The 20,046-nt window shown below is 40.4% G+C and carries 19 protein-coding genes; 16 read left to right on the plus strand and 3 right to left on the minus strand.

Translation table 11 applies throughout. From position 1 onward, the window contains the following. The first annotated feature begins 265 nt into the window (after positions 1-265). From METTI_RS03050 to truD, 12 genes are all read left to right on the plus strand, one after another. On the plus strand, positions 266-1,009 hold the full coding sequence (locus tag METTI_RS03050) for a class I SAM-dependent methyltransferase (RefSeq protein ID WP_023844347.1): 744 nt from the start codon (positions 266-268) through the stop codon (positions 1,007-1,009). A 167-nt stretch (positions 1,010-1,176) separates the two neighbouring features. After that, positions 1,177-2,079, plus strand: a complete 903-nt coding sequence (locus tag METTI_RS03055) for an ABC transporter ATP-binding protein (RefSeq protein WP_245596071.1) — start codon at positions 1,177-1,179, stop codon at positions 2,077-2,079. Continuing rightward, positions 2,072-3,004, plus strand: a complete 933-nt coding sequence (locus METTI_RS03060; protein ID WP_023844349.1) for an ABC transporter ATP-binding protein — start codon at positions 2,072-2,074, stop codon at positions 3,002-3,004. The genes METTI_RS03055 and METTI_RS03060 overlap by 8 nt, the downstream gene beginning before the upstream one ends. Positions 3,005-3,024: 20 nt before the next feature. After that, positions 3,025-4,623, plus strand: coding sequence for an ABC transporter substrate-binding protein (locus tag METTI_RS03065; RefSeq protein WP_048135099.1), 1,599 nt, complete (start codon positions 3,025-3,027; stop codon positions 4,621-4,623). 91 nt (positions 4,624-4,714) lie between these two features. Beyond that, positions 4,715-5,659 carry a nickel ABC transporter permease gene (nikB, locus tag METTI_RS03070; protein ID WP_023844351.1) on the plus strand — a complete coding sequence of 315 codons (945 nt, stop codon included), beginning with the start codon at positions 4,715-4,717 and terminating at the stop codon, positions 5,657-5,659. After that, positions 5,643-6,479 carry a nickel transporter permease gene (gene nikC, locus METTI_RS03075; protein WP_023844352.1) on the plus strand — a complete coding sequence of 279 codons (837 nt, stop codon included), beginning with the start codon at positions 5,643-5,645 and terminating at the stop codon, positions 6,477-6,479. Before nikB ends, nikC begins: the two co-directional genes overlap by 17 nt. Positions 6,480-6,521: 42 nt before the next feature. Continuing rightward, positions 6,522-7,775, plus strand: a complete 1,254-nt coding sequence (locus tag METTI_RS03080) for an MFS transporter (RefSeq protein ID WP_023844353.1) — start codon at positions 6,522-6,524, stop codon at positions 7,773-7,775. Positions 7,776-7,852: 77 nt separating this feature from the next. Beyond that, positions 7,853-8,554: a DUF434 domain-containing protein gene (locus tag METTI_RS03085; RefSeq protein ID WP_023844354.1), complete on the plus strand. Its 702-nt coding sequence runs from the start codon at positions 7,853-7,855 to the stop codon at positions 8,552-8,554. A gap of 73 nt (positions 8,555-8,627) precedes the next feature. Next, positions 8,628-9,551 (plus strand): tetrahydromethanopterin:alpha-L-glutamate ligase, encoded by a 924-nt coding sequence (mptN, locus tag METTI_RS03090; protein WP_023844355.1) that lies wholly within the window; start codon positions 8,628-8,630, stop codon positions 9,549-9,551. A gap of 1 nt (position 9,552) precedes the next feature. Next, entirely contained in the window at positions 9,553-9,900 is a 348-nt protein-coding gene (gene pth2 / locus METTI_RS03095; RefSeq protein WP_023844356.1) for a peptidyl-tRNA hydrolase Pth2, read from the plus strand. Between the two features lie 32 nt (positions 9,901-9,932). Beyond that, positions 9,933-11,111 (plus strand): transglutaminase-like domain-containing protein, encoded by a 1,179-nt coding sequence (locus METTI_RS03100; protein ID WP_023844357.1) that lies wholly within the window; start codon positions 9,933-9,935, stop codon positions 11,109-11,111. Between the two features lie 11 nt (positions 11,112-11,122). Beyond that, positions 11,123-12,436, plus strand: coding sequence for a tRNA pseudouridine(13) synthase TruD (truD, locus tag METTI_RS03105; protein WP_023844358.1), 1,314 nt, complete (start codon positions 11,123-11,125; stop codon positions 12,434-12,436). An 81-nt stretch (positions 12,437-12,517) separates the two neighbouring features. Here truD and pyrG read toward each other — a convergent pair whose 3' ends face one another. From pyrG to METTI_RS03120, 3 genes are read right to left on the minus strand one after another with little or no spacing between them, the layout of a single operon-like run. Then, positions 12,518-14,098, minus strand: a complete 1,581-nt coding sequence (gene pyrG / locus METTI_RS03110; protein ID WP_023844359.1) for a glutamine hydrolyzing CTP synthase — start codon at positions 14,096-14,098, stop codon at positions 12,518-12,520. 14 nt (positions 14,099-14,112) lie between these two features. Beyond that, positions 14,113-14,844 carry a DUF7524 family protein gene (locus METTI_RS03115; protein WP_023844360.1) on the minus strand — a complete coding sequence of 244 codons (732 nt, stop codon included), beginning with the start codon at positions 14,842-14,844 and terminating at the stop codon, positions 14,113-14,115. Positions 14,845-14,863: 19 nt separating this feature from the next. Then, positions 14,864-15,055: a methytransferase partner Trm112 gene (locus tag METTI_RS03120; RefSeq protein ID WP_245596073.1), complete on the minus strand. Its 192-nt coding sequence runs from the start codon at positions 15,053-15,055 to the stop codon at positions 14,864-14,866. Between the two features lie 131 nt (positions 15,056-15,186). Here METTI_RS03120 and METTI_RS03125 point away from each other — a divergent pair, with 131 nt between their 5' ends. The 4 genes from METTI_RS03125 (at position 15,187) to METTI_RS03140 (ending at position 20,043) form a co-directional block, all read left to right on the plus strand. Beyond that, on the plus strand, positions 15,187-16,125 hold the full coding sequence (locus METTI_RS03125; protein WP_023844362.1) for a nucleoside recognition domain-containing protein: 939 nt from the start codon (positions 15,187-15,189) through the stop codon (positions 16,123-16,125). 329 nt (positions 16,126-16,454) lie between these two features. Next, positions 16,455-16,811 (plus strand): response regulator, encoded by a 357-nt coding sequence (locus tag METTI_RS03130; RefSeq protein ID WP_023844363.1) that lies wholly within the window; start codon positions 16,455-16,457, stop codon positions 16,809-16,811. Position 16,812: 1 nt separating this feature from the next. Further along, on the plus strand, positions 16,813-17,916 hold the full coding sequence (locus METTI_RS03135; protein WP_023844364.1) for a protein-glutamate methylesterase/protein-glutamine glutaminase: 1,104 nt from the start codon (positions 16,813-16,815) through the stop codon (positions 17,914-17,916). A 57-nt stretch (positions 17,917-17,973) separates the two neighbouring features. Continuing rightward, entirely contained in the window at positions 17,974-20,043 is a 2,070-nt protein-coding gene (locus METTI_RS03140) for a chemotaxis protein CheA (RefSeq protein ID WP_245596075.1), read from the plus strand. Positions 20,044-20,046: the final 3 nt, after the last annotated feature.

Below are 20,046 nucleotides of genomic sequence, written 5' to 3' on the forward strand. Positions count from 1 at the left end.
ATCAGTGTATTATAATTATGAAAAAACAGCTCATTATTTTACCAGATATTATCACTACTGAATAGTAAAAAATGAATATTCTTTTTTTGGTTGTTTTAAGGTCTCTTGACTTTTAGTTTTAAATTTTAGTTTTGAGTACAGATATAGTATTACTAAACAATAAATTATTAATACAAAAAAATCAAAACAGGCAGCAAATTAACTATAAAATTAGAATAAAACATGCCTTTTCACTACTAGCTACAGAAAATCTTGAGAGATATAGATGGAAACAAAAGAGATTATTCAGAATTACTGGGATTATCGAAGTGAAACCTACAACACCAGTGTCGTTGAGCAGTCAGAAGAAGAAAAGATGTTGTTAACCAACATTCTCTCCAGTACAATGAGCAACAGAAACGGTCTTAAAGTACTGGACGTTGGAACCGGGCCTGGTGTTCTCGCTCTTATTGCAGCTGAATTGGGCAATAATGTTACAGCCGTAGACCTGTCAGAGAAAATGATCGAGAAAGCGAGAGAGAATGCACTTATGAGAACACTTGACATTGATTTTATGCAGGGTGACGCTGAGAAGCTGGACTTCCCTGATGCTCATTTTGATGTTGTTATGAATAAATATCTGCTCTGGACATTACCCGAACCTACTAAAGCACTAATGGAATGGAAAAGAGTGCTCAAAGATGGAGGAACTATAATTGCCATTGACGGCGACTGGCACAATGAAGGACTTCTAAGCAGAACAATAAGATGCATTAATAATGCTATCAAGATGCTGAAAAAAACAAAGTACACACGTGTGTACAACAAGCATTATGACCCACTAAAAAGTGATCTGCCACTGTTCAGCCTCAAACCCGAGCGTGTAATCCAGCATTTTAAAGAAGCTGGATTTGAAAACGTATCGGTTGAGAGAATGGACAAACTGTTCAGTTCCTCAAGAAAAAGCAGAAAACTGCTGGATGTACTAAATTGTTCCAGCCCTGTATATGTCATCAAAGCTCTGAAATGAGAAAAATAACAGTAAGAGACACATAAACAATAAGAATTAATTGCATTATTTCTATGACAAATAAAGGTTACTTTGAAATGATTTTTGATTTTATTTAGTATCATATAAAATCGCCATAAACTACGAAGGAGTGTTATTTACAATTGCTCAATGTCTCAAATCTGCATGTGAAATTTCCTACTGATGCAGGAACAGTAAAGGCTGTTAGTGGAGTAGATTTGTCCATCAGCCCGGATGAGGTGATGGGGCTGATAGGAGAATCAGGCTGTGGAAAATCTGTTCTTGGACTGGCAATAACCCGATTACTCCAGGAAGATGCCATTGTAGATGGAAGTATACTCTATCAGGGTGATGAGATCCACTCTCTTGATAAAGAGAGTATGAGGAAACTCAGGGGTAAAAAAATAGGAATGATTCTTCAGAACCCCGGAACTTCTCTTAACCCGGTCATCCCGATTGGACAACAGATAGCAGAACCGCTCATGATGCACATGAGAATGAAACGTGCAGATGCAATGGATAAAGCAGTTTCACTTCTTGAAAGGGTAAAGATTAAAGAGCCATCGAAAAGAGCAAAAGAATATCCTCACCAATTCAGCGGTGGAATGAAAGAAAGAGCCTTAATAGCAATGGGACTGGCGCCTGAACCTGAGTTTATAATTGCCGATGAACCCACTAAAGGACTTGATGTTACTGTAAAAAAGAACATCGTAAAACTCCTGAAAGAAATCTCTGATAAAAAAACAATGCTAATTATCACCCATGACCTTGAAGTTGCAGAAGATGTATGTGATAGCGTAGGAGTCATGTATGCAGGAGAAATAATAGAAATTGCGCCTTCTAACAGGATGTTCGGTGAACAATTACATCCGTATACCAGAGGCTTTTTTGAATCCCTTCCTGCAAGAGGACTTAAACCAATAAAAGGAAGCAGCCCATCACTCATTGATCTTCCGCAAGGATGCAGGTTCCATTTAAGGTGTGAACACTGCATGGACAGGTGTAGAAAAGAACATCCTCCAATGATAGATAAAGAGGGAAGACAGGTAAGGTGTTTCCTCTATGCTTGAGGTTTGCGGACTTAAAAAAACTTACACTGCAGGAACATTTCGCAAATCCCATATCAAAGCTATTGATGATGTTACATTCCATATTAATAAAGGAGAAACATTTGGAATCGTCGGCGAGAGCGGGTGTGGAAAATCCACGCTTGGACGCTGTATTCTCAGGTTAACAGAACCAACTAGTGGCAAAATAGTCTTTAATGACACTGAAATTAGTTCGCTTAGCAAAGAAAGTCTGAGAACTATCAGACCGAAAATGCAGATGATATTTCAGGACCCTGATTCATCCCTGAACCCAAGAAAGACCATTGGTAAAATAATTGCTGAACCACTGGTAATAATGGGGATGGATAAGGAACTTATTGAGAACAAGGTAAAGGAACTTATCAGGCATGTCGGACTTCTCCCTGAGCATATTGACCGTTTTCCCCACCAGCTAAGCGGAGGACAGAACCAGAGAGCTGTACTTGCCAGAGCACTGGCACTTGAGCCTGTATTCATAGTTGCAGATGAGCCTACGGCTTCACTTGATGTTTCAGTACAGGCCCAGATACTGAACCTGCTAAAAAAGCTAAAAGAAGAATACGGCCTGACGATGCTTTTCATCTCACATGACCTGGAACTTGTGAAACATATGTGTGACCGTATAGCTGTGATGTATATGGGAAATATCATTGAGACTGCCAGCATTGTCGATATCTTCAGGGAACCAACACATCCGTTCACCTGTTTATTGCTGGACGGAGATAACAATGATCTTGAGCAGAATATAGACACCACTGTAAACAAAGACGGTTGTCACTATTACACCAACTGTCCTGTTAAAACTGAAAAATGTCTTCATGAAAAACCAGAACTAAAACTTTTCAAAGATGGTCATTCAGTAGCCTGCCATAATACTAGAGCATTGCCAATAATGAAAAACACCTGATTTCATTTCTTAATTTTATTATGTCAAACAAAGCAGAGGAAAATATGAATTTTAACAGAGTAAAAGTACTGTTTCTGGTACTAATTATGATAACAGCTGCAGTAGCAGGTTCACTTTGTATGGATAAAAGTGAAGAAGCGATAAGTACAGTCAGCACTGATAGCCATTTAAATTGCGTACTTGCTCAGGGACCTTCTGATTCACTGGACCCTGCTAACAAATGGGTCGGATGGTATGTACGTGAATTCGGAATATATGAAACACTTTTCAGCTATGATGAAAACATGAATCTTCAGCCGGAGTTAGCTACAGGGTATGAAAAAATATCTGACACCGAATGGAAAATAACGCTCAGAAATGGAGTTACATTCCACGATGGTACAACTATGGATGCCGATGCGGTTATATATTCACTCGAAAGAGTGCTCAATTCAGATAACTCCAGAAAAAGCGAATATGATTTCATTGATTCAATAACAAGCGATTCTGACGACACAATCATTATTACCACAAAATACCCATACGCACCAACCATTGCAAGTCTGACCGACCCTATCATGTCAATAGTCAGTTTGGAAGCACAGGATCTTCAGAACACGCCTGTTGGAACCGGACCATTCAAATTCAAGAGCTATGAACGTGAAGTAAGTATCAGCCTTGAAAAATTTGAGGACTACTGGAACGGTGCTTCTGAAATTGAAACCGTGGATATGTATATAGTAGCTGATGGTATGACCCGTCTTTTCATGCTTGAGAGCGGGGATGCTGATGTTTCAAGGTACATCCCGCAATCCGAGGTTGCAAACATTGAAAGCAATGAGGATTTTGAGATCGTATCAAAAGAAACACTCAGGTCATACTTCCTTTATATCAATATGAATAAAGAACCATTCAGCGATGTCAACTTCAGGCAGGCAATGAACTATGCAATTGACCGTCAGGAAATTGTTGATGTTGCACTGGAAGGAATCGGTGGCACACCTGCAGAAAGTGTATTCCCATCTGTATCTGAATGGTCTATTAATGATGAACTGGAAGTAATAGAAAGAAATGAAACAAAGGTAAAGGAATTACTTGCAAAAGCAGGTCTTGAAGATATTGATGGTGACGGTTATCTTGAATACAACGGAGAGAACTTTGAGATCAGCATTCTTACATACACAAGCCGTCCACAGCTTAAACCATCGGCAGAAGTAATCATAACCCAGTTCGAATCCGTTGGACTTAAAACAAGTCTCACCACAATGGAAGGTAGTGCTATCACGGCAAAAATGGATGAAGGCGACTATGACCTTGCTCTTTATGCATGGGGAGTAGCTCCAACAGGTGACCCGGACTATTTCTTCAGCAAGCATTTCTATTCCAACGGAACTGAGGCACTAAGAACTGGATATTCCAACGGGCAGGTCGATCAGTGGATAGAAGATGCAAAGAAAACATCTGATGAAGAACTCAGGAAAGAGTGCTACGACAATGTACAGAGACAGGTACTTGAAGACTGTCCTGAGATCTATGTGTTCTACCAGAATGCAATCACCGGATACGATGTCAAGGTTGGCGGATACAAAGAATACCCTAACGAGATAACAATCCTTACTAAGGATATATATCTCAATTGAAAATGTTCCGGGTATCCCGGAACTCTTTTTTACAATTCTGAAGAGAAACAAAACTACAGATAAACTGAAAAATGGATGGAGAATCAGGAATTTGATAGAGTTTATTGCCAGGAGAATATTACTAACGATACCAGTCCTTATCCTGATATCTGCAGTAAGTTTTGGAATAATATACATTACTCCGGGTGATGTTGCGGAAAATGCCCTTATGAGTCCTTCAGGCGGTGCTGATCAAAAAGCAGTTGAGGAATTCAGACTCAAACAGGGGCTTGATCAGCCCATCTATATACAATACATGAAATGGATGGGTAATGTCCTTCGTGGTGATCTTGGATATTCATATATGACCAATGAAGGTGTGTCTGATGCAATACTGAGAACTTTCGGAGCAACAATGAAACTTGCAATAGCAAGCATGATGATATCACTTGTAATTGCAATTCCAGCCGGGATAATCTCCGCTTTAAAACATGGCACTATTATTGACGACTTATTCAGGTTCACAGCTCTTTTTGGAGTTTCAATGCCAAATTTCTGGCAGGCATATATAATGATAATATTCTTTGCACTGTTCCTGAAAGTATTGCCTTCTTCAGGATTTGGCGGAGGTGAACTCTCACATTTAGTGTTGCCTGCAATCACACTTGGAACCGGATACGCAGCAGTGACAATGCGACTTATGAGAGCCAGCATGCTGGATGTACTCAGACAGGATTACATAAGAGCTGCAAGAGCAAAAGGACTTCCTGAATACCTTGTAATTTCAAGGCACGCACTAAAGAATTCACTAATTCCTGTGGTTACCGTAGCAGGACTTAATTTTGGATATCTTCTAAATGGTTCAGTGATCGTAGAAACTATATTTGCATGGCCCGGTCTTGGAAAACTCATAGTTTCATCAATTCTTACCAAGGATTACCCCATGATACAGGGATGTATACTGTTCATAGCTGTCATTTTTGTGCTGATTAATTTCGCTGTGGATTTATCTTACGCATATCTTAACCCGAGGATACGATATGAAACCGGCAATTAAAAGACACAGTGCAGGGATTATACTCAGCGTTGCGATTCTTGCGGTATTTCTTATCATGGCATTGTTTGCCGGATACATCGCACCACATGACCCTGAAGAAGCGAATCTTTCAAACAGACTTCAGGAACCCTCGGCAGAATATCCTTTTGGAACAGATCACCTTGGACGCTGCATTTTAAGCCGTATCATATTCGGGACAAGGATATCACTTTCCGTAGGACTGCTTGTGGTATCATCATCTCTTTTGTTCGGAATGACTGTTGGTACAATTTCAGGCTACTACGGAGGACTGCTGGATGAAATAATCATGCGAATTGTAGATACGTTCCTTGCATTCCCCGGACTGCTGCTGGCACTGGGAATTTCAGGACTTTTCGGTGCAGGATTCACAAACATGGTCATTACGTTGATAATCGTAGAGTGGACAGGTTATGCACGACTTGCCAGAAGTTCTGTTATTGATGTGAAAGAACATGATTACGTCACAGCTTCAAGAGGTCTAGGAGCAAAGGACTCACACATAATAATACACCACATAATCCCCAACATAATCTCACCGCTCATAGTCATGGCAACTATCGGAATGGGATATGCTATACTTGCATCGGCAGGACTGAGTTTCCTTGGTTTTGGTGTACAGTCTCCCACGCCGGAGTGGGGTTCAATGCTGACAGACGGGAGAGATTTTATCCGTACCGCCCCTTATATCATGATCTTTCCGGGAATCGCAATTATGACAGCAGTGCTTGCATTCAATTATCTTGGGGACAGTCTGAGGGACATACTTGACCCTAAAAAGATCAGAAGCTCGGAATTATAATTTTTAAAACAAACAACTCAAAAACATCAAAGCAGGAATAGAATGGTCATAAAGAAGGCTAAACAGTCTACAGGCAATTATTTCTCACGGATTAAAGAATTCACCCCTAACGCAAGGATGTTCCTTACATATGTCTTCCTGATATCTCTCAACCTTGGAGTTTACAAGGTAATATTCAATCTCTATATCCTGAGACTTGGATATTCAGAGGATTTTCTCGGAATGATACTGTCACTAACTTCTATAGCTACAGGTGTGTTCTCAATTCCTGCAGCTATGATCTGTGACCGCATAGGAAGGAAAAGAACACTTCTGCTCTCATGTTTACTACTTACTATTTCCCTTGTATTCCTTTACAATACTACAGTGAAAGAACTGCTGATGTTTTTCAGCATACTTTACGGGGCATCATCTGCCTTAAACATTGTAACAGGTTCCACATTCATGCTGGAGAATTCAAAACCATATGAAAGGATGCATCTTTTCTCGATGTACCAGTTATTCTACACAGCCGCCACTATGGCTGGAAATCTCGTAGGAGGAGCTTTCCCTGCCATGCTTGCAAAAGTAACTGAGATGGATGCCAGCGGTTCTCTTGCATATCGCATCACACTTATGCTGTCACTAGTGACAATAATGGTTTCTTTTTTACCACTTTTGAAAATTAAGGAAGAAAAAGCTGTTGTTCACCAGAAAAGACGCTCATACATTTTCAGCAGTCTCCTGAGATCTGAAAATGTATTGAAAATGATAATCGTTTATACATTCTTCGGACTTGGCTGGGGACTTGCACTCCCCTATTTTAATGTATATCTTGATGTGATACTCAATGCAGGTTCTGATGAAATCGGGATAGTATTTTCCCTTGCAGAAATTCTTATGATGATAGCTCTTTTGTTCCTGCCGGCATTTACTGAATGTTTTGGAAAGATAAGAGTTGCATCCATGGTCCAGATACTCTCCATTCCTTTCCTGATGCTGTTCATATCGACTCCAATATTACCTCTGGTAGGATTTGCCTATGTTATGAGGTCAACTCTGATGAATCTGGCAAATCCCATACTTAACAATTTCAAACTGGAGATTGTCAGTGAGGAAGAAAGAGCAACAATGAACAGTATTGCATGGATGACATGTTATGTTTTTGTTGGTGTTGGAACATATGCAGGAGGCTATATACTGGCCTCTGGAAACTACAGGCTTCCATTCATAATCACCTGTGGAATGTATGCGGCCGCTGCCATACTGAACTATGTGTTCTTTGATAAATTTGAAAGGAATATGGCATCAACCTGAAAATACCTGATTTGCTGGCAACACATATAATCCTTAAACTGAAAAATAAATCATTGGAATTATTATAAGGAGAAGGAGTGGCATTAAAAATAATGTCAGAGAACAAGCACTTAATTGAGGATAAAAATAGCAGAATAAAAAATGGCAAACAGGCCGCTGACGATATACGCTACCTGCTGGAAAAAGGATACAAAAGGGACAGTGCTATCCGTTTTGTAGCTGACCATTACAAACTGGACAAAAATGAAAGATACATACTTGCACGTACAGTATTTTCCGGTGCTACCGCCAGCTCACGTAAGCAAAAGAAACTTGATATTGGTAACCTGAAAAAAAGGAAATTACTTGTCGACGGTTACAACGTGCTTATAACACTTGAAAGCCTGCTAGGCGGAGAATATATCTGGATTGGGGATGACTCATTCCTTCGTGATATAAAAGGTGTGTTCAAAAATCATTCAAATAAAGATATTACTTTTCAGGCTGTTGAGAAAATGCTGAATTTTATTAAAATATCAGATGTTGAATACGCTGAAATATTACTGGACACTCAAATGAAAAACAGCGGAGAACTTGCAGCCTTCATAAGGAAACGCATGGAGGAGCTATCAATCCCAGGTGATGCGACAACATCAAAACATGTAGATTTTGACCTGAAGAACTGTTCATCAGATTATGTTGTGGCTACTGCTGACGGTGTAATTATTGATGCTCTAAAAAATGTAGTGGACATCCCCGGATGTATTGCAGCGCATTTAGAAAAACTGGAACAGAATTGATAGGTTAACTGGTAGGTTAAATGACAGGCAACAGTTCTAATAGTTCATAGCACTTAGAAAGCAAGGAAAGAATATGAAAAAACTGGGAATCGTTGTAACTGATCCACATGACTGGACTGCTCAGGCCCTCATGCAGGAAGCGGAGAGCAAAGGCTTCGAAACATATTATCCTGACCTTGAACAAATCGAAACATCCATTGACAGTAGTGTAAGTCACAAAGCAGGAGATATATGTCTGTCAGAACTTGATGCCATCATTATCAGGGATATGGGACCTGGAAAGAATGATGCTCATGTATTCCGCTTTGATGTTTTGAGACAACTCGAACAAAGCGGTATACTTATAGTAAATCCACCGACAGCCATACAGAATGCTGCTAACAAGTTCTATGCAAGTTGCCTGATGGCAGATGCAGGTATTCCTACACCCAGGACTTTTGTGAGTCAGGAAGCTGAAAAGGCCCTTGATATTATTGATAAACTAGATGATGCAGTTATAAAACCTGTTTTCGGATACAAGGGAATAGGTATCAATCGTATAAAAAATGGAATTATCCTCGCACCTGATGGAACAGAAGAGAAAACAAATGCAAAAGACCTTGTAAAAGAAATAATTGATGAAAAAGGAATGCTTTATATACAGGAATTCATAGAAAACTCAGGACAGGATATTCGTGCATTTGTTGTTGACGGCAAAGTTACAGGTGCTATTTACAGAAAAGCACCGCAGGGCTGGTGGCTGAATAACCTTAGCCAGGGAGGGACACCCATTGCCTGTAAACTTACAGCAGAACAGGAAAGAATGTGTATAGCTGCTGCAGAAACCATCGGAGCTATGTACGCAGGTGTTGACCTTATCGAAAGTGACAACGGATATTTTGTACTGGAAATTAATGCTACCCCCTCAGGAGCAGGTATCTATAAATCCCTGAATATCAATGTTGCAGAACATATCATAACTGCCATAGATAGCAGGTTAGAAAAAACGGGGCTTTAAAATGACTGAGTATAAACAATGCATTGTAATCAGGGACGATCTTAAATTATCAAAAGGCAAACTTGCTGTGCAGGTTGCACATGCAGCAGTCTCTGCATCTGAGTGGGCTGACCGTTCGACCCTTGACAAATGGAAAGAAGGCGGACAGAAAAAAGTAGTCCTGAGAGTTCCGACAATAAAAGATCTTTTTGAGCTGAAAGAAGTTGCAAGAAGACAGGGACTTCCAACAGCACTCATACAGGATGCAGGACTTACTGAAATAAAACCCGGAACTGTTACAGTACTTGGCATCGGACCGGCAAAAGCTGATGACATTGACAAAGTAACAGGAAATCTAAAACTTGTCTGAATCTGTGGGCCGGTATTTTGTGGGGGTTTAGCATGAAAAATGAGAAAAAAACGCAAATACTGAAAATAGCTTTTATAGTCCTCTTACTTTCAGGCATAATATTAAGTTCCGGATGTATTTCAGAATCCGTAAAAAAAGTAGAGGGCATATTTGATCCCTCGTCGGTAACCCTGTTCCAGAGCGAAGATTACTACATACTGGATAGCAGTGAACTTACCATCCCCGTAGTTCCTTCCCAGAATCTGAACCTTTATGATGATAGCCCCGACAAATATACGGAAAACTTACCTGGTTTTGAGATATCCAGTTCCTATTATTATACTGAATTCTTTGAAGGCACAGAAGCTGTGATAAGTGTATATGCCAAGAATATGGGAGATACACCAGTATATATTTACCAGTTAGGCTTTAATCTGAATAAGGAAAATGAGATGGTCTTCCATGACTCTGGCGTTACTATTAAGCCTGAAGAAGAGGGACGTATTGGAATTTTATCCATCGAGGTTCCTGAAGATTCAACACAAATGGAACTTGAACCTTTTGTTTCACTTCTTGTCCAGACAGAGTCCGGCAAATGGCACGATTATGAAATGCAGGAGTTTGAAGAAATAACAATTGAAGTAGCCGGGGAAATTGATGCACAGACTCCAAAATACTCAACAAACCCGGAGCAATTGTTTACTCTGGTAAATGAGAAAATAGACCCTTCTAACGTGCAGGTACGTACTATGGCAGCAGCTTCCGCTAAAAAATATCCGGGGCAATATAACATATACCAGATATGCCACCTTTTCGATGACACAAAAGAAAATATACAATACATAAGTGACCCGAGGGGAAAGGATCTGTGGTCAACACCGGGCGAAACAATCACAGTAGGAGCCGGCGATTGCGATGACTATGCTATTTTACTTGCATCACTCATAGAAGCAATTGGAGGAACTTCAAGGATTTACCTCACGGATACCCATGCATTTGCAGCAGCATACATTGGAAATGACACGGAAACTATTGCAGATGCAATCGTAGAATACTACGGACCGGTGCCAATCTATTACACAACGGATGAATATGGATGCTGGCTCATGATGGACCCTACATCAAGTATCTATGCAGGAGGACTTCCCGGAGGAACGGCACCGACTGAAAACGGATGGACTTTCCTCAATACCAGCACAGTGACTGTGATAGACATAGCTCCCCAGACTTAGGATGATAATAAATGATACCAGAAATAGAAAAGAAAATGGGAATCGACCTTTACTGCACAGATGCCGAAGGCATTGGTGGTGTGCTCAGGCAGGAGCCGGAAGATTTTATTGTTAAAGAGATTACAAACCGCGAGGAAGGTGACAGCGGTAAGAACCTGATACTTGAACTTACTAAAACAAACTGGGACATGCATCATCTTGTCAGGGATATGTCCCGTAAACTTGGTATCAGCCAGAAAAGGATCGGCTTTGCAGGCACTAAGGATAAAAGAGCTAAGACCACCCAGAAAATCAGTATTTATGATGTCTCCGAAGAGGAGATTGAAAATTTCTATTTAAAGGATGTGGAACTGAAGGTTATTGGCAGATCAACCAGGTCAATAGGACTTGGAGACCTCTACGGGAATGAGTTTATTATTACTATCAGGGACATTGACATGGAACCGGGGCAGCTTAACAAAACTCTTGAAGCCGCCACTAAAGAGATCGCTGAATACGGTGGTGTTCCTAACTTTTTCGGAGTACAGAGATTTGGAGCTGTAAGGCCTGTTACACATCTTGTAGGTGAACAGTTACTTCGCAGCGATGCAGAAAAAGCTGCCATGATCTATATTGCAAAATCATTCCCTGATGAAATGGATGATATTAAGGTAGTCAGGGACTTCGTATGGGAAACACGGGATTTTGTCGAAGGACTGAAAACCTATCCTCTGCGCCTCAGGTATGAGAGAGCAATGATGCATTACCTTGTGGAAAATCCGGGAGATTATGCAGGTTCTTTCAGTGTGCTTTCCCCAAACATCAGGAAGATGTTCATACATGCCTACCAGTCATATGTATTCAATCGGATAATTTGCAAAAGAATAGAAAATGGACTTTCACTAAACATTGCCAGTCCAGGTGACATTGTTTGTTTCAGGAACAAAGAAGGACTTCCCGACACAGGCAAGATGCAGGCATCAACAGATGAAAATGTTGACGGAATGAACAATCTTCTCAAAAGAGACAGGGCATTTTTAACCGCACCACTTGTAGGATATGAAAGCGAGTTTGCATCAGGAATTCCCGGTGAACTTGAAAAAAGCATATTCAATGAAACTGGAATCCCACAGGAAGCTTTCAGGATGAAGCAGATTCCCGATCTTGCATCCAAAGGACTTAGAAGGGAAATATTACTTCACTGCAAACCTGAATATCTTACAGCCGATGATGAACTTAATCCTGGTAAAAGCAAGGTTACACTTACTTTCTCCCTTCCAAAAGGAAGTTACGCAACGACAGTCCTCAGGGAATACATGAAAACTGATCCTTTAAAAATGAGTTAGGCCCACAAATGTGGGCTTTTCTTAAGACAGATTTTAGAAAATCTATTTCTTAAAATTCTTCTTTTATTTCAGTCCTGAAAATCAGAGCATAGCCTCAATAAAGGCCTTGAACGGTGGTGAAGGTCTTCCCGGCCTTGATTTGAATTCAGGATGGAACTGTGATGCAAAAAAGAACTTCTTACCGGGAATTTCAGCAATCTCCATTCTGTTTCTGTTCTTACCAGAGAACACCATTCCACTTGCTTCTATCTTCTCTACATAGTTAGGATTGACTTCGTATCTATGCCTGTGACGTTCAACTATTTTGGACTGGCCATATATCTTTTCTGCAAGTGAACCGGATTTAAGATCTGCATCATAATCTCCAAGACGCATTGTTGCACCCATATCAACCACATTCTCCTGTTCCGGAAGAATGTCAATCACAGGATAAGGAGTATCCTCATCAAATTCGGCACTGTTGGCACCTTCAAGACCTGCAACATTTCTTGCAAACTCAATAACAGATAACTGCATTCCAAGGCAAAGTCCAAGATATGGAAGATCATTCTCCCTTGCAAACTGAATTGCCTTTATTTTACCCTCGGTTCCCCTTTCGCCAAAACCACCTGGAACAAGGATACCATCATATTCTGAAAGTGAGTTTATTGTTTCAGGATGCTCTTCAAAGGTTTCTGCATTTATCCAGCACACATCATAGTTGACACCGCACTCTATTGCAGCGTGTTTGATGGATGCACTGATACTGAGATATGAATCTTCAAGATGAGTGTACTTTCCGACAATACCTATCTTGACCTCACCTTTGAGATTGTGCATTTTATCAACCATGTTCTCCCAGGACTTATCCTCAGAACTTGTTGAATTAAGTTTAAGATGTTTCATGAGGAAAGAAGTAAGACCTTCCTGCTCAAGCATCAAAGGTACTTCATAAATATCATTTGCATCATGAGCACTTATCACAGCTTCTTCTGAAACATCACAGAAAAGGGATATCTTGGAAATTGTTCCTTCATTAAGTGGTTCAGGACATCTGGTTACTATAATATTAGGTTTGAGACCAAGTTCTCTCAGCTCTTTTACTGAGTGCTGAGTTGGTTTTGTTTTCTGGTCACCCTGTGGGTCCATAGGTACAAGTGTCACGTGCACAAAAGCAAGATTTTCTTTGGGCTCTTCCCTGTACATCTGTCTTACTGCCTCAAGGAAAGGCATACTCTCGATGTCACCTACAGTACCGCCAACCTCTATCATACAGACATCAGCACCACTTTTGGCAGCAACCCTTCGAATGCGTTCTTTTATCTCATTTGTGATATGAGGAATGATCTGCACTGTCTTGCCAAGATACTCACCTCTGCGCTCCTTGGAAATCACAGATTCATAGACTTTTCCTGTTGTCAGGTTGTGCTCCCTTGTAAGCTCGGTATCAAGGAAACGTTCATAGTTTCCAAGATCAAGGTCCACTTCTCCTCCGTCTTTCAGGACAAAAACCTCTCCATGCTGGAACGGGCTCATAGTACCTGCATCAATATTGATATAGGGGTCAATCTTAATGGCTGTGACCTTGTAGCCCTTGTTCTTCAGGTTACGTCCTATTGAAGCAGTGGTTATTCCTTTTCCAAGTCCACTCATTACACCGCCGGTAACTATGATATATTTCATATTATTCACCTTGATTATCTTTTAGATTTAGGAAGTCTCATTAATAGATAAGCCATCAAAAATGTCAGCATGATCGAATAGAACACAGAATTGTAGAAACTAAAGAACTGTTCAAGATCAAGTGACAGTATAAATGAAACTAATAAAGCAGCAATTAACAGTAAAATAAGAACTTTCAGTATCCCGCCTGAATACGGGGAAATTGCTTTGAAAGCCGAATTGAACATTTCAGAAGGAATTGATGGAAGCTGAAAATTCCAGTGATCTTCTCCGAACATAGAAGAAGATAACGATTTAGATGATGATTTGGATGATTTAGAAGATTTTGATGCTGATTTTGGCTTTGGTGATGATGTTGCAGGCTTATAAAGAGATTCATCAACATCAACGGAAAAACTGGCCTCATTTGGTCCAGGATGACCAAGATTCAAGTTAAAACCCTGTCGTTTGGAACCGTAACCCACAGTAATATATACCTGTCCTTTTGTGTAGAGTCTTCCATCATATGGAATTCGTGCTATCAAAGGGATGTATTCCTCATGTTTAACATAAGGATTGTCTTCAAGAACTGTGATATTTTCTCTCAGAGTGTCACTTACGGATAAATTGACATGCGTGGGAGCGCCGTAATTTATAAGCACAACCTCAAAACTGCGTTCCTCGCCGGGAGATAATGGTAACTCAACAGTATCCGTGTCGAATTCAATAGAATTTACTCCCAGTCTGTTGATATGAACCTGCTGCAATTAAATGTCCTCACCGGTCTTATTCCCTGAGATCAGGCGGAAGCATATTTGGAATACCTTCCTCTATGGGATAGTACTCGTTACAAACAGAACAATACAGTGTGCCTGAAATTACCTCATTGCCATCTTCCTTTTCGATGTTCAGGACAAGGTCCCCTTTGCAAATCGGGCAGGCAAGAATATTCATAAGGTCTTTCTTCAGCTTAATCACCACCTTTCAATACGTTGCAATAAATATAAGGTTTTTCTATCACCAAAACTATAAAAATAGAACAGGTTGACCAGATTAGCAGCATGAATGAAGAGATAGTTTAATTTAGAACCTGAAATGTACAATATTCCATGTTCTCGATCTTTCTGGAAGTATTGGACTTTGCCATACCTATTCTTATTATGATCTTTGTGGGATTGTTCGGTACCGGAATTCTGATAGAACTCGGTTTTATGCAGAAATTTTCCGGTCTTGTCAGGCCACTTTTTAAGTATACTAATCTTCCGGACACATGTGCATCATCATTTCTTGTAGCCATGGGATCAACCGTTGCTGCAAATGGTATGGTTGTAAACTTTAAAGAGAACGGATGCATTAATGAAAAGGAAACAATGTTGTGTGCTGTACTAAACAGTACTCCTGCATACGTAAGAGAAATTATCACTTACCAGATACCCATTGTTCTACCTGCACTCGGACCCATTGTTGGCGGTTTCTATGTAACTGTATTTATAATCACAGCCATTGTGAAGGTAAGTGCAGTTATAATATTAAGCAGGTTGTTCCTTGAGAAAAACAAATGTATGTACGACGATAAAGTTGCAGGTAAAAAAGTAACTTTGACTGAAGCTGTGAAAAAGTCACTTAAGCGCAACAAGAAGCTATTCAAAAAAATAGCCATCATTTACCTGTCAATGACAACACTGGTATTCTATCTAAGGGAAAACGGTGCATTTGAGATTTTCAATGTGTTACCGCTTGCAGATATATTTGGAATTCCACCTGAAAGTATAGTACCGCTTACCAGTTACGTTGCAAGTCCGATTCTTGGAATATCCCTTCTCGGACCAATGATAAGCAATAATGGTATCTCATATATTCAGGCAATGATAGTACTTATGCTTGGAAGCATGTTCATGCTGCCGATTTTTAGTGTGAGGACCTTGCTGCCAAGATATGTATCCATATTCGGACCAAAAACCGGTGTCAAAATAGTGGCATTTTCAACAGGAATAAGCGTAATAGTCAGATTCTGTTTCCTGATAATTTTGCTTACAATTGCAAATTAAATCCCGGTTTAAAATCTGTTTTCAGATAGCAATGGATAGCGCAGCTGGTCGATACAGCATATTGCAACTAATATATAATGAGAAATATTATATACTACTCTCTATATAGTTAAATTGCATAATTTGCACAGGCTTTATTTTTTAGCCTGAACCTGTATAGAATATGTAATTGTGGAAGCGACTTTAAAAAGGAAAAGTTCAAACGAACAATAAATTAATATAATATATTATCCCCTATATAATAACGTAGAAATACAATCCATATTCTACTAAATATAGTGCAAATACTGCACATATTATGCAATACCAAACATGGGAGATATGAACAAATGGTAAAAGTAATGATTGTGGATGATGCTGCCTTCATGCGCATGGTCATCAAAGACATATTAACAAAAAATGGTCATGAAGTAGTTGCCGAATGTGTTGATGGACTTGATGCTGTGAACAAATATCCAGAGGTAAAGCCTGAGCTCGTTTTCATGGATATTGTCATGCCAAACATGGAAGGAATAGACGCGCTCAAAAAGATAATGGAAATGGACCCGGCTGCAAAAGTAGTTATGTGTTCATCCATCGGACAGCAATCTGTTGTCACAGATGCGCTTAAAACCGGTGCCCTTGACTTTATAGTCAAGCCATTTGATGCAGCAAAAGTTCTCGAAGTAATTGGAAAAGTAATCTAATATGACTATCAATGCACTTGTGGTCGATGACTCCGCGCTCATGCGAAAGGTCATCTCGGATATCCTGAAAGAAGACCCGGAATTAAACGTAATAGCTACGGCCAGAAACGGTCTTGAAGCTGTTGAAAAGGTCGAACAGTTCAGGCCGGACGTGGTGACTTTGGATATTGAGATGCCTGTACTTGACGGATTGCACGCTCTGGGATATATCATGAGCGAATGCCCAACTCCAGTAGTCATGTTAACGGCGGTCGACTCCAGGTCTGCGGAAAGTACACTGAATGCATTTGAATACGGAGCAGTAGACTTTATACAAAAACCTTCAGGAAACATAAGTGTTAACATTGCGGATATAGCCGATGAGATCCGCAAAAAAGTAAAGATGGCTTCTAAAGTGGATCTGAAAAAACTCGGATTCATGGAAGAACACGTAAAAATATCTCGTGAAAATAAAGGTAAACCTTTGCCACCTAAACCAAAGAAAAGTAATTCAAAAATCGTGCACCATGCAAACGGAAAAATAATCGCCATTGCATCTTCCACAGGCGGACCCCGTGCCCTGGAACAAGTAGTTCCTAAATTACCGGGCAACCTGAAAGTGCCTGTAGTAATTGTCCAGCACATGCCTGCAGGATTTACAGCATCCCTGGCACAAAGGCTGGATGGACAGTCTGCACTGACTGTTACCGAAGCCAAAGAAGGAGATGTTCTCCAACCGGGACATGCCTATCTTGCACCGGGAAATTACCACATGGAGATTGCATCTGTTGAGAAGGGTGGAATTCACCATGAAGTTGTTAAACTCAACCAGAAACCCCGTGAGCAAGGAGTAAGACCCTGCGCAAATATTCTCTTCAAATCACTTGTGCCTATCTATGGATCTAATATAGTGTCGGCAGTTCTGACAGGAATGGGAGCAGATGGTGCTGATGGTGTGGAAGACATAAAAAAAGCAGGTGGTAAAGCAATCGCTGAGGATGAAAGGTCATGTGTGGTATATGGTATGCCAAAAGCAGTTGTCCAGAGAGGACTTGCTGATAGTATTGTACCTCTTGAAAGGATATCTTCGGAGATAGTACGAATGCTGAACTCATCCGGTGATTAAAATGTGTATGAAAAGTGAGAAGGTCATTATTTTCTCAGGGTTGGTGTGACCATGGATATGTCAGAATACAAAGAAATATTTAGAGCAGAATCGGAAGAGCATCTGCAACAACTTAACGATTCATTACTGGGGCTTGAACAAAACCCCAATGAACTGGAATATATCAATACCATGTTCCGATCAGCACATACCCTGAAGGGAATGTCTGCTACAATGGGTTTTAACACAATTTCAGAACTGACCCATGAAATGGAAAACCTGATGGACATGGTTAGGAAATCACAGGTAGAAGTGAGCAACGGATTAATAGACATTCTTTTTGAATGCCTGGACACACTGGAAGCACTTGTTGAAGCTGTTGACAGTGGAGAAGAAGTAGATATTGCTCATCTTCAGGCAACCCTTGCACAGGCAATGGAAGGAACCATGCCAGTACAGGAGATAAAGGGTTCTGTAACTGCAAGTATTGATACCATTCAAAATGAAATAGGTAAAGAAATTCCAGAGCAAAACGCAGAAAACGATACCGAAACTGAAGCAAAGGTTGAGGTTGCCCCTGTTGTTGATAATATTGAATTATCAGATAACGAAAAGCAAGCTATCGAGGAAGCTGTAAGTGAAGGCAACCGTGTGGTTTCACTGAAAGTTCTTCTTGATGAATCATGCGTCCTGAAATCTGCCAGATCAACTCTGGTACTCATCAATGTATCCAAAATGGGAGAAATAATAAGATGTGTCCCCACAGAAGCAGAACTTGAAGATGAGAAATTTGATTTAGACTTCACAGTAATTTTCGCAACTAAATCATCTGATGATGACATAGTTGGAACTATTAAGAAGATTTCAGAGATAAAGGATGTAGTTCCTACAACCATCGCTGAAAGTTCAAAAGTTGAAGAAAAGCAGCAGGAAAAAAAGAAAGAAGAAACAGAAGAAAAGAAAAGTGCTTCTGCTGTTAAAAGGTCTGATGCTGTCAAGAGTATACAGAGTGTAAGAGTAAATATAGAGCGTCTTGACAACCTGATGAACCTTGTTGGGGAACTGATTATCAACAAAATAAGGCTAAACCAGCTTGCATCTGATCTTAATGCAAAAGATCTGGACGAATCTCTTGCAAATCTTGACAGGCTGACTAATGAGATCCAGACTGAAGTTATGGAATCCAGGATGGTTCCTATTGACCAGATTTTCAGCAGATTCCCAAGAATGGTAAGAGACCTTGCCAAGTCTGAAGGAAAACAAATCAACCTGATTATTGAAGGTAAAGAAATCGAGCTGGACAGGACCGTACTGGACGAGATTGGCGACCCATTGGTTCACCTTCTAAGAAATGCTGTGGATCATGGAATTGAATCCGAAGAAGAGCGTAAGCAACTTGGAAAACCTGTTGCGGGTCTTGTAAGACTGGCAGCTTCACGTCAGAGAAACAGTGTGCTCATTGAAGTAGAAGACGATGGTAAGGGAATGGACCCCGGACATCTGAGAGACATAGCTGTTAAAAAGGGAGTTCTGACCAGAGAAGAAGTTGACAAATTATCAGACACCGATGCGCTGAATCTCATATTTATGCCTGGTTTTAGCGGAGCAAAGGTTGTTACCGATATCTCTGGAAGAGGTGTTGGAATGGACGCTGTCAAGACAAAGATTGAAGCTCTTGGCGGAAGTGTCAAAATCAGCTCTGTTCCGGGCCAGGGTAGCATAATGAAGCTGCAGCTACCACTTACAGTTGCAATCATTCAGTCACTCATGGTTACTGTAGCCGGGGAAACATACGCCATTCCTCTTGGTAATGTTATCCGTGATGTTGGAATCAAATCCAGTGACATTAAAACCATCGAAGGAAAAGAAGTCATCATGCTCAGGGGAGAAGTACTTCCGTTACTTAGATTGCATGATGTACTCGAATGTCCCACCGAAGCAGAAGACAAGCAGAACCTAATCGTTGTGGTTGTCGAAAAGATGGGAAGCAACATCGGACTTGTCGTTGATGACCTCCTTGGACAGCAAGAAGTAATCATCAAAACTCTTGATAATAAACTTTTGAAAAATATGAAAGGATTTGCAGGCGCGACTATCCTCGGAGATGGAAGTGTTTCACTGATCCTTGATATTGCTACATTGATCTAAAGA

The sequence above is a fragment of the Methanolobus tindarius DSM 2278 genome, from assembly GCF_000504205.1.
GTDB classification, from domain to species: Archaea; Halobacteriota; Methanosarcinia; order Methanosarcinales; family Methanosarcinaceae; genus Methanolobus; species Methanolobus tindarius.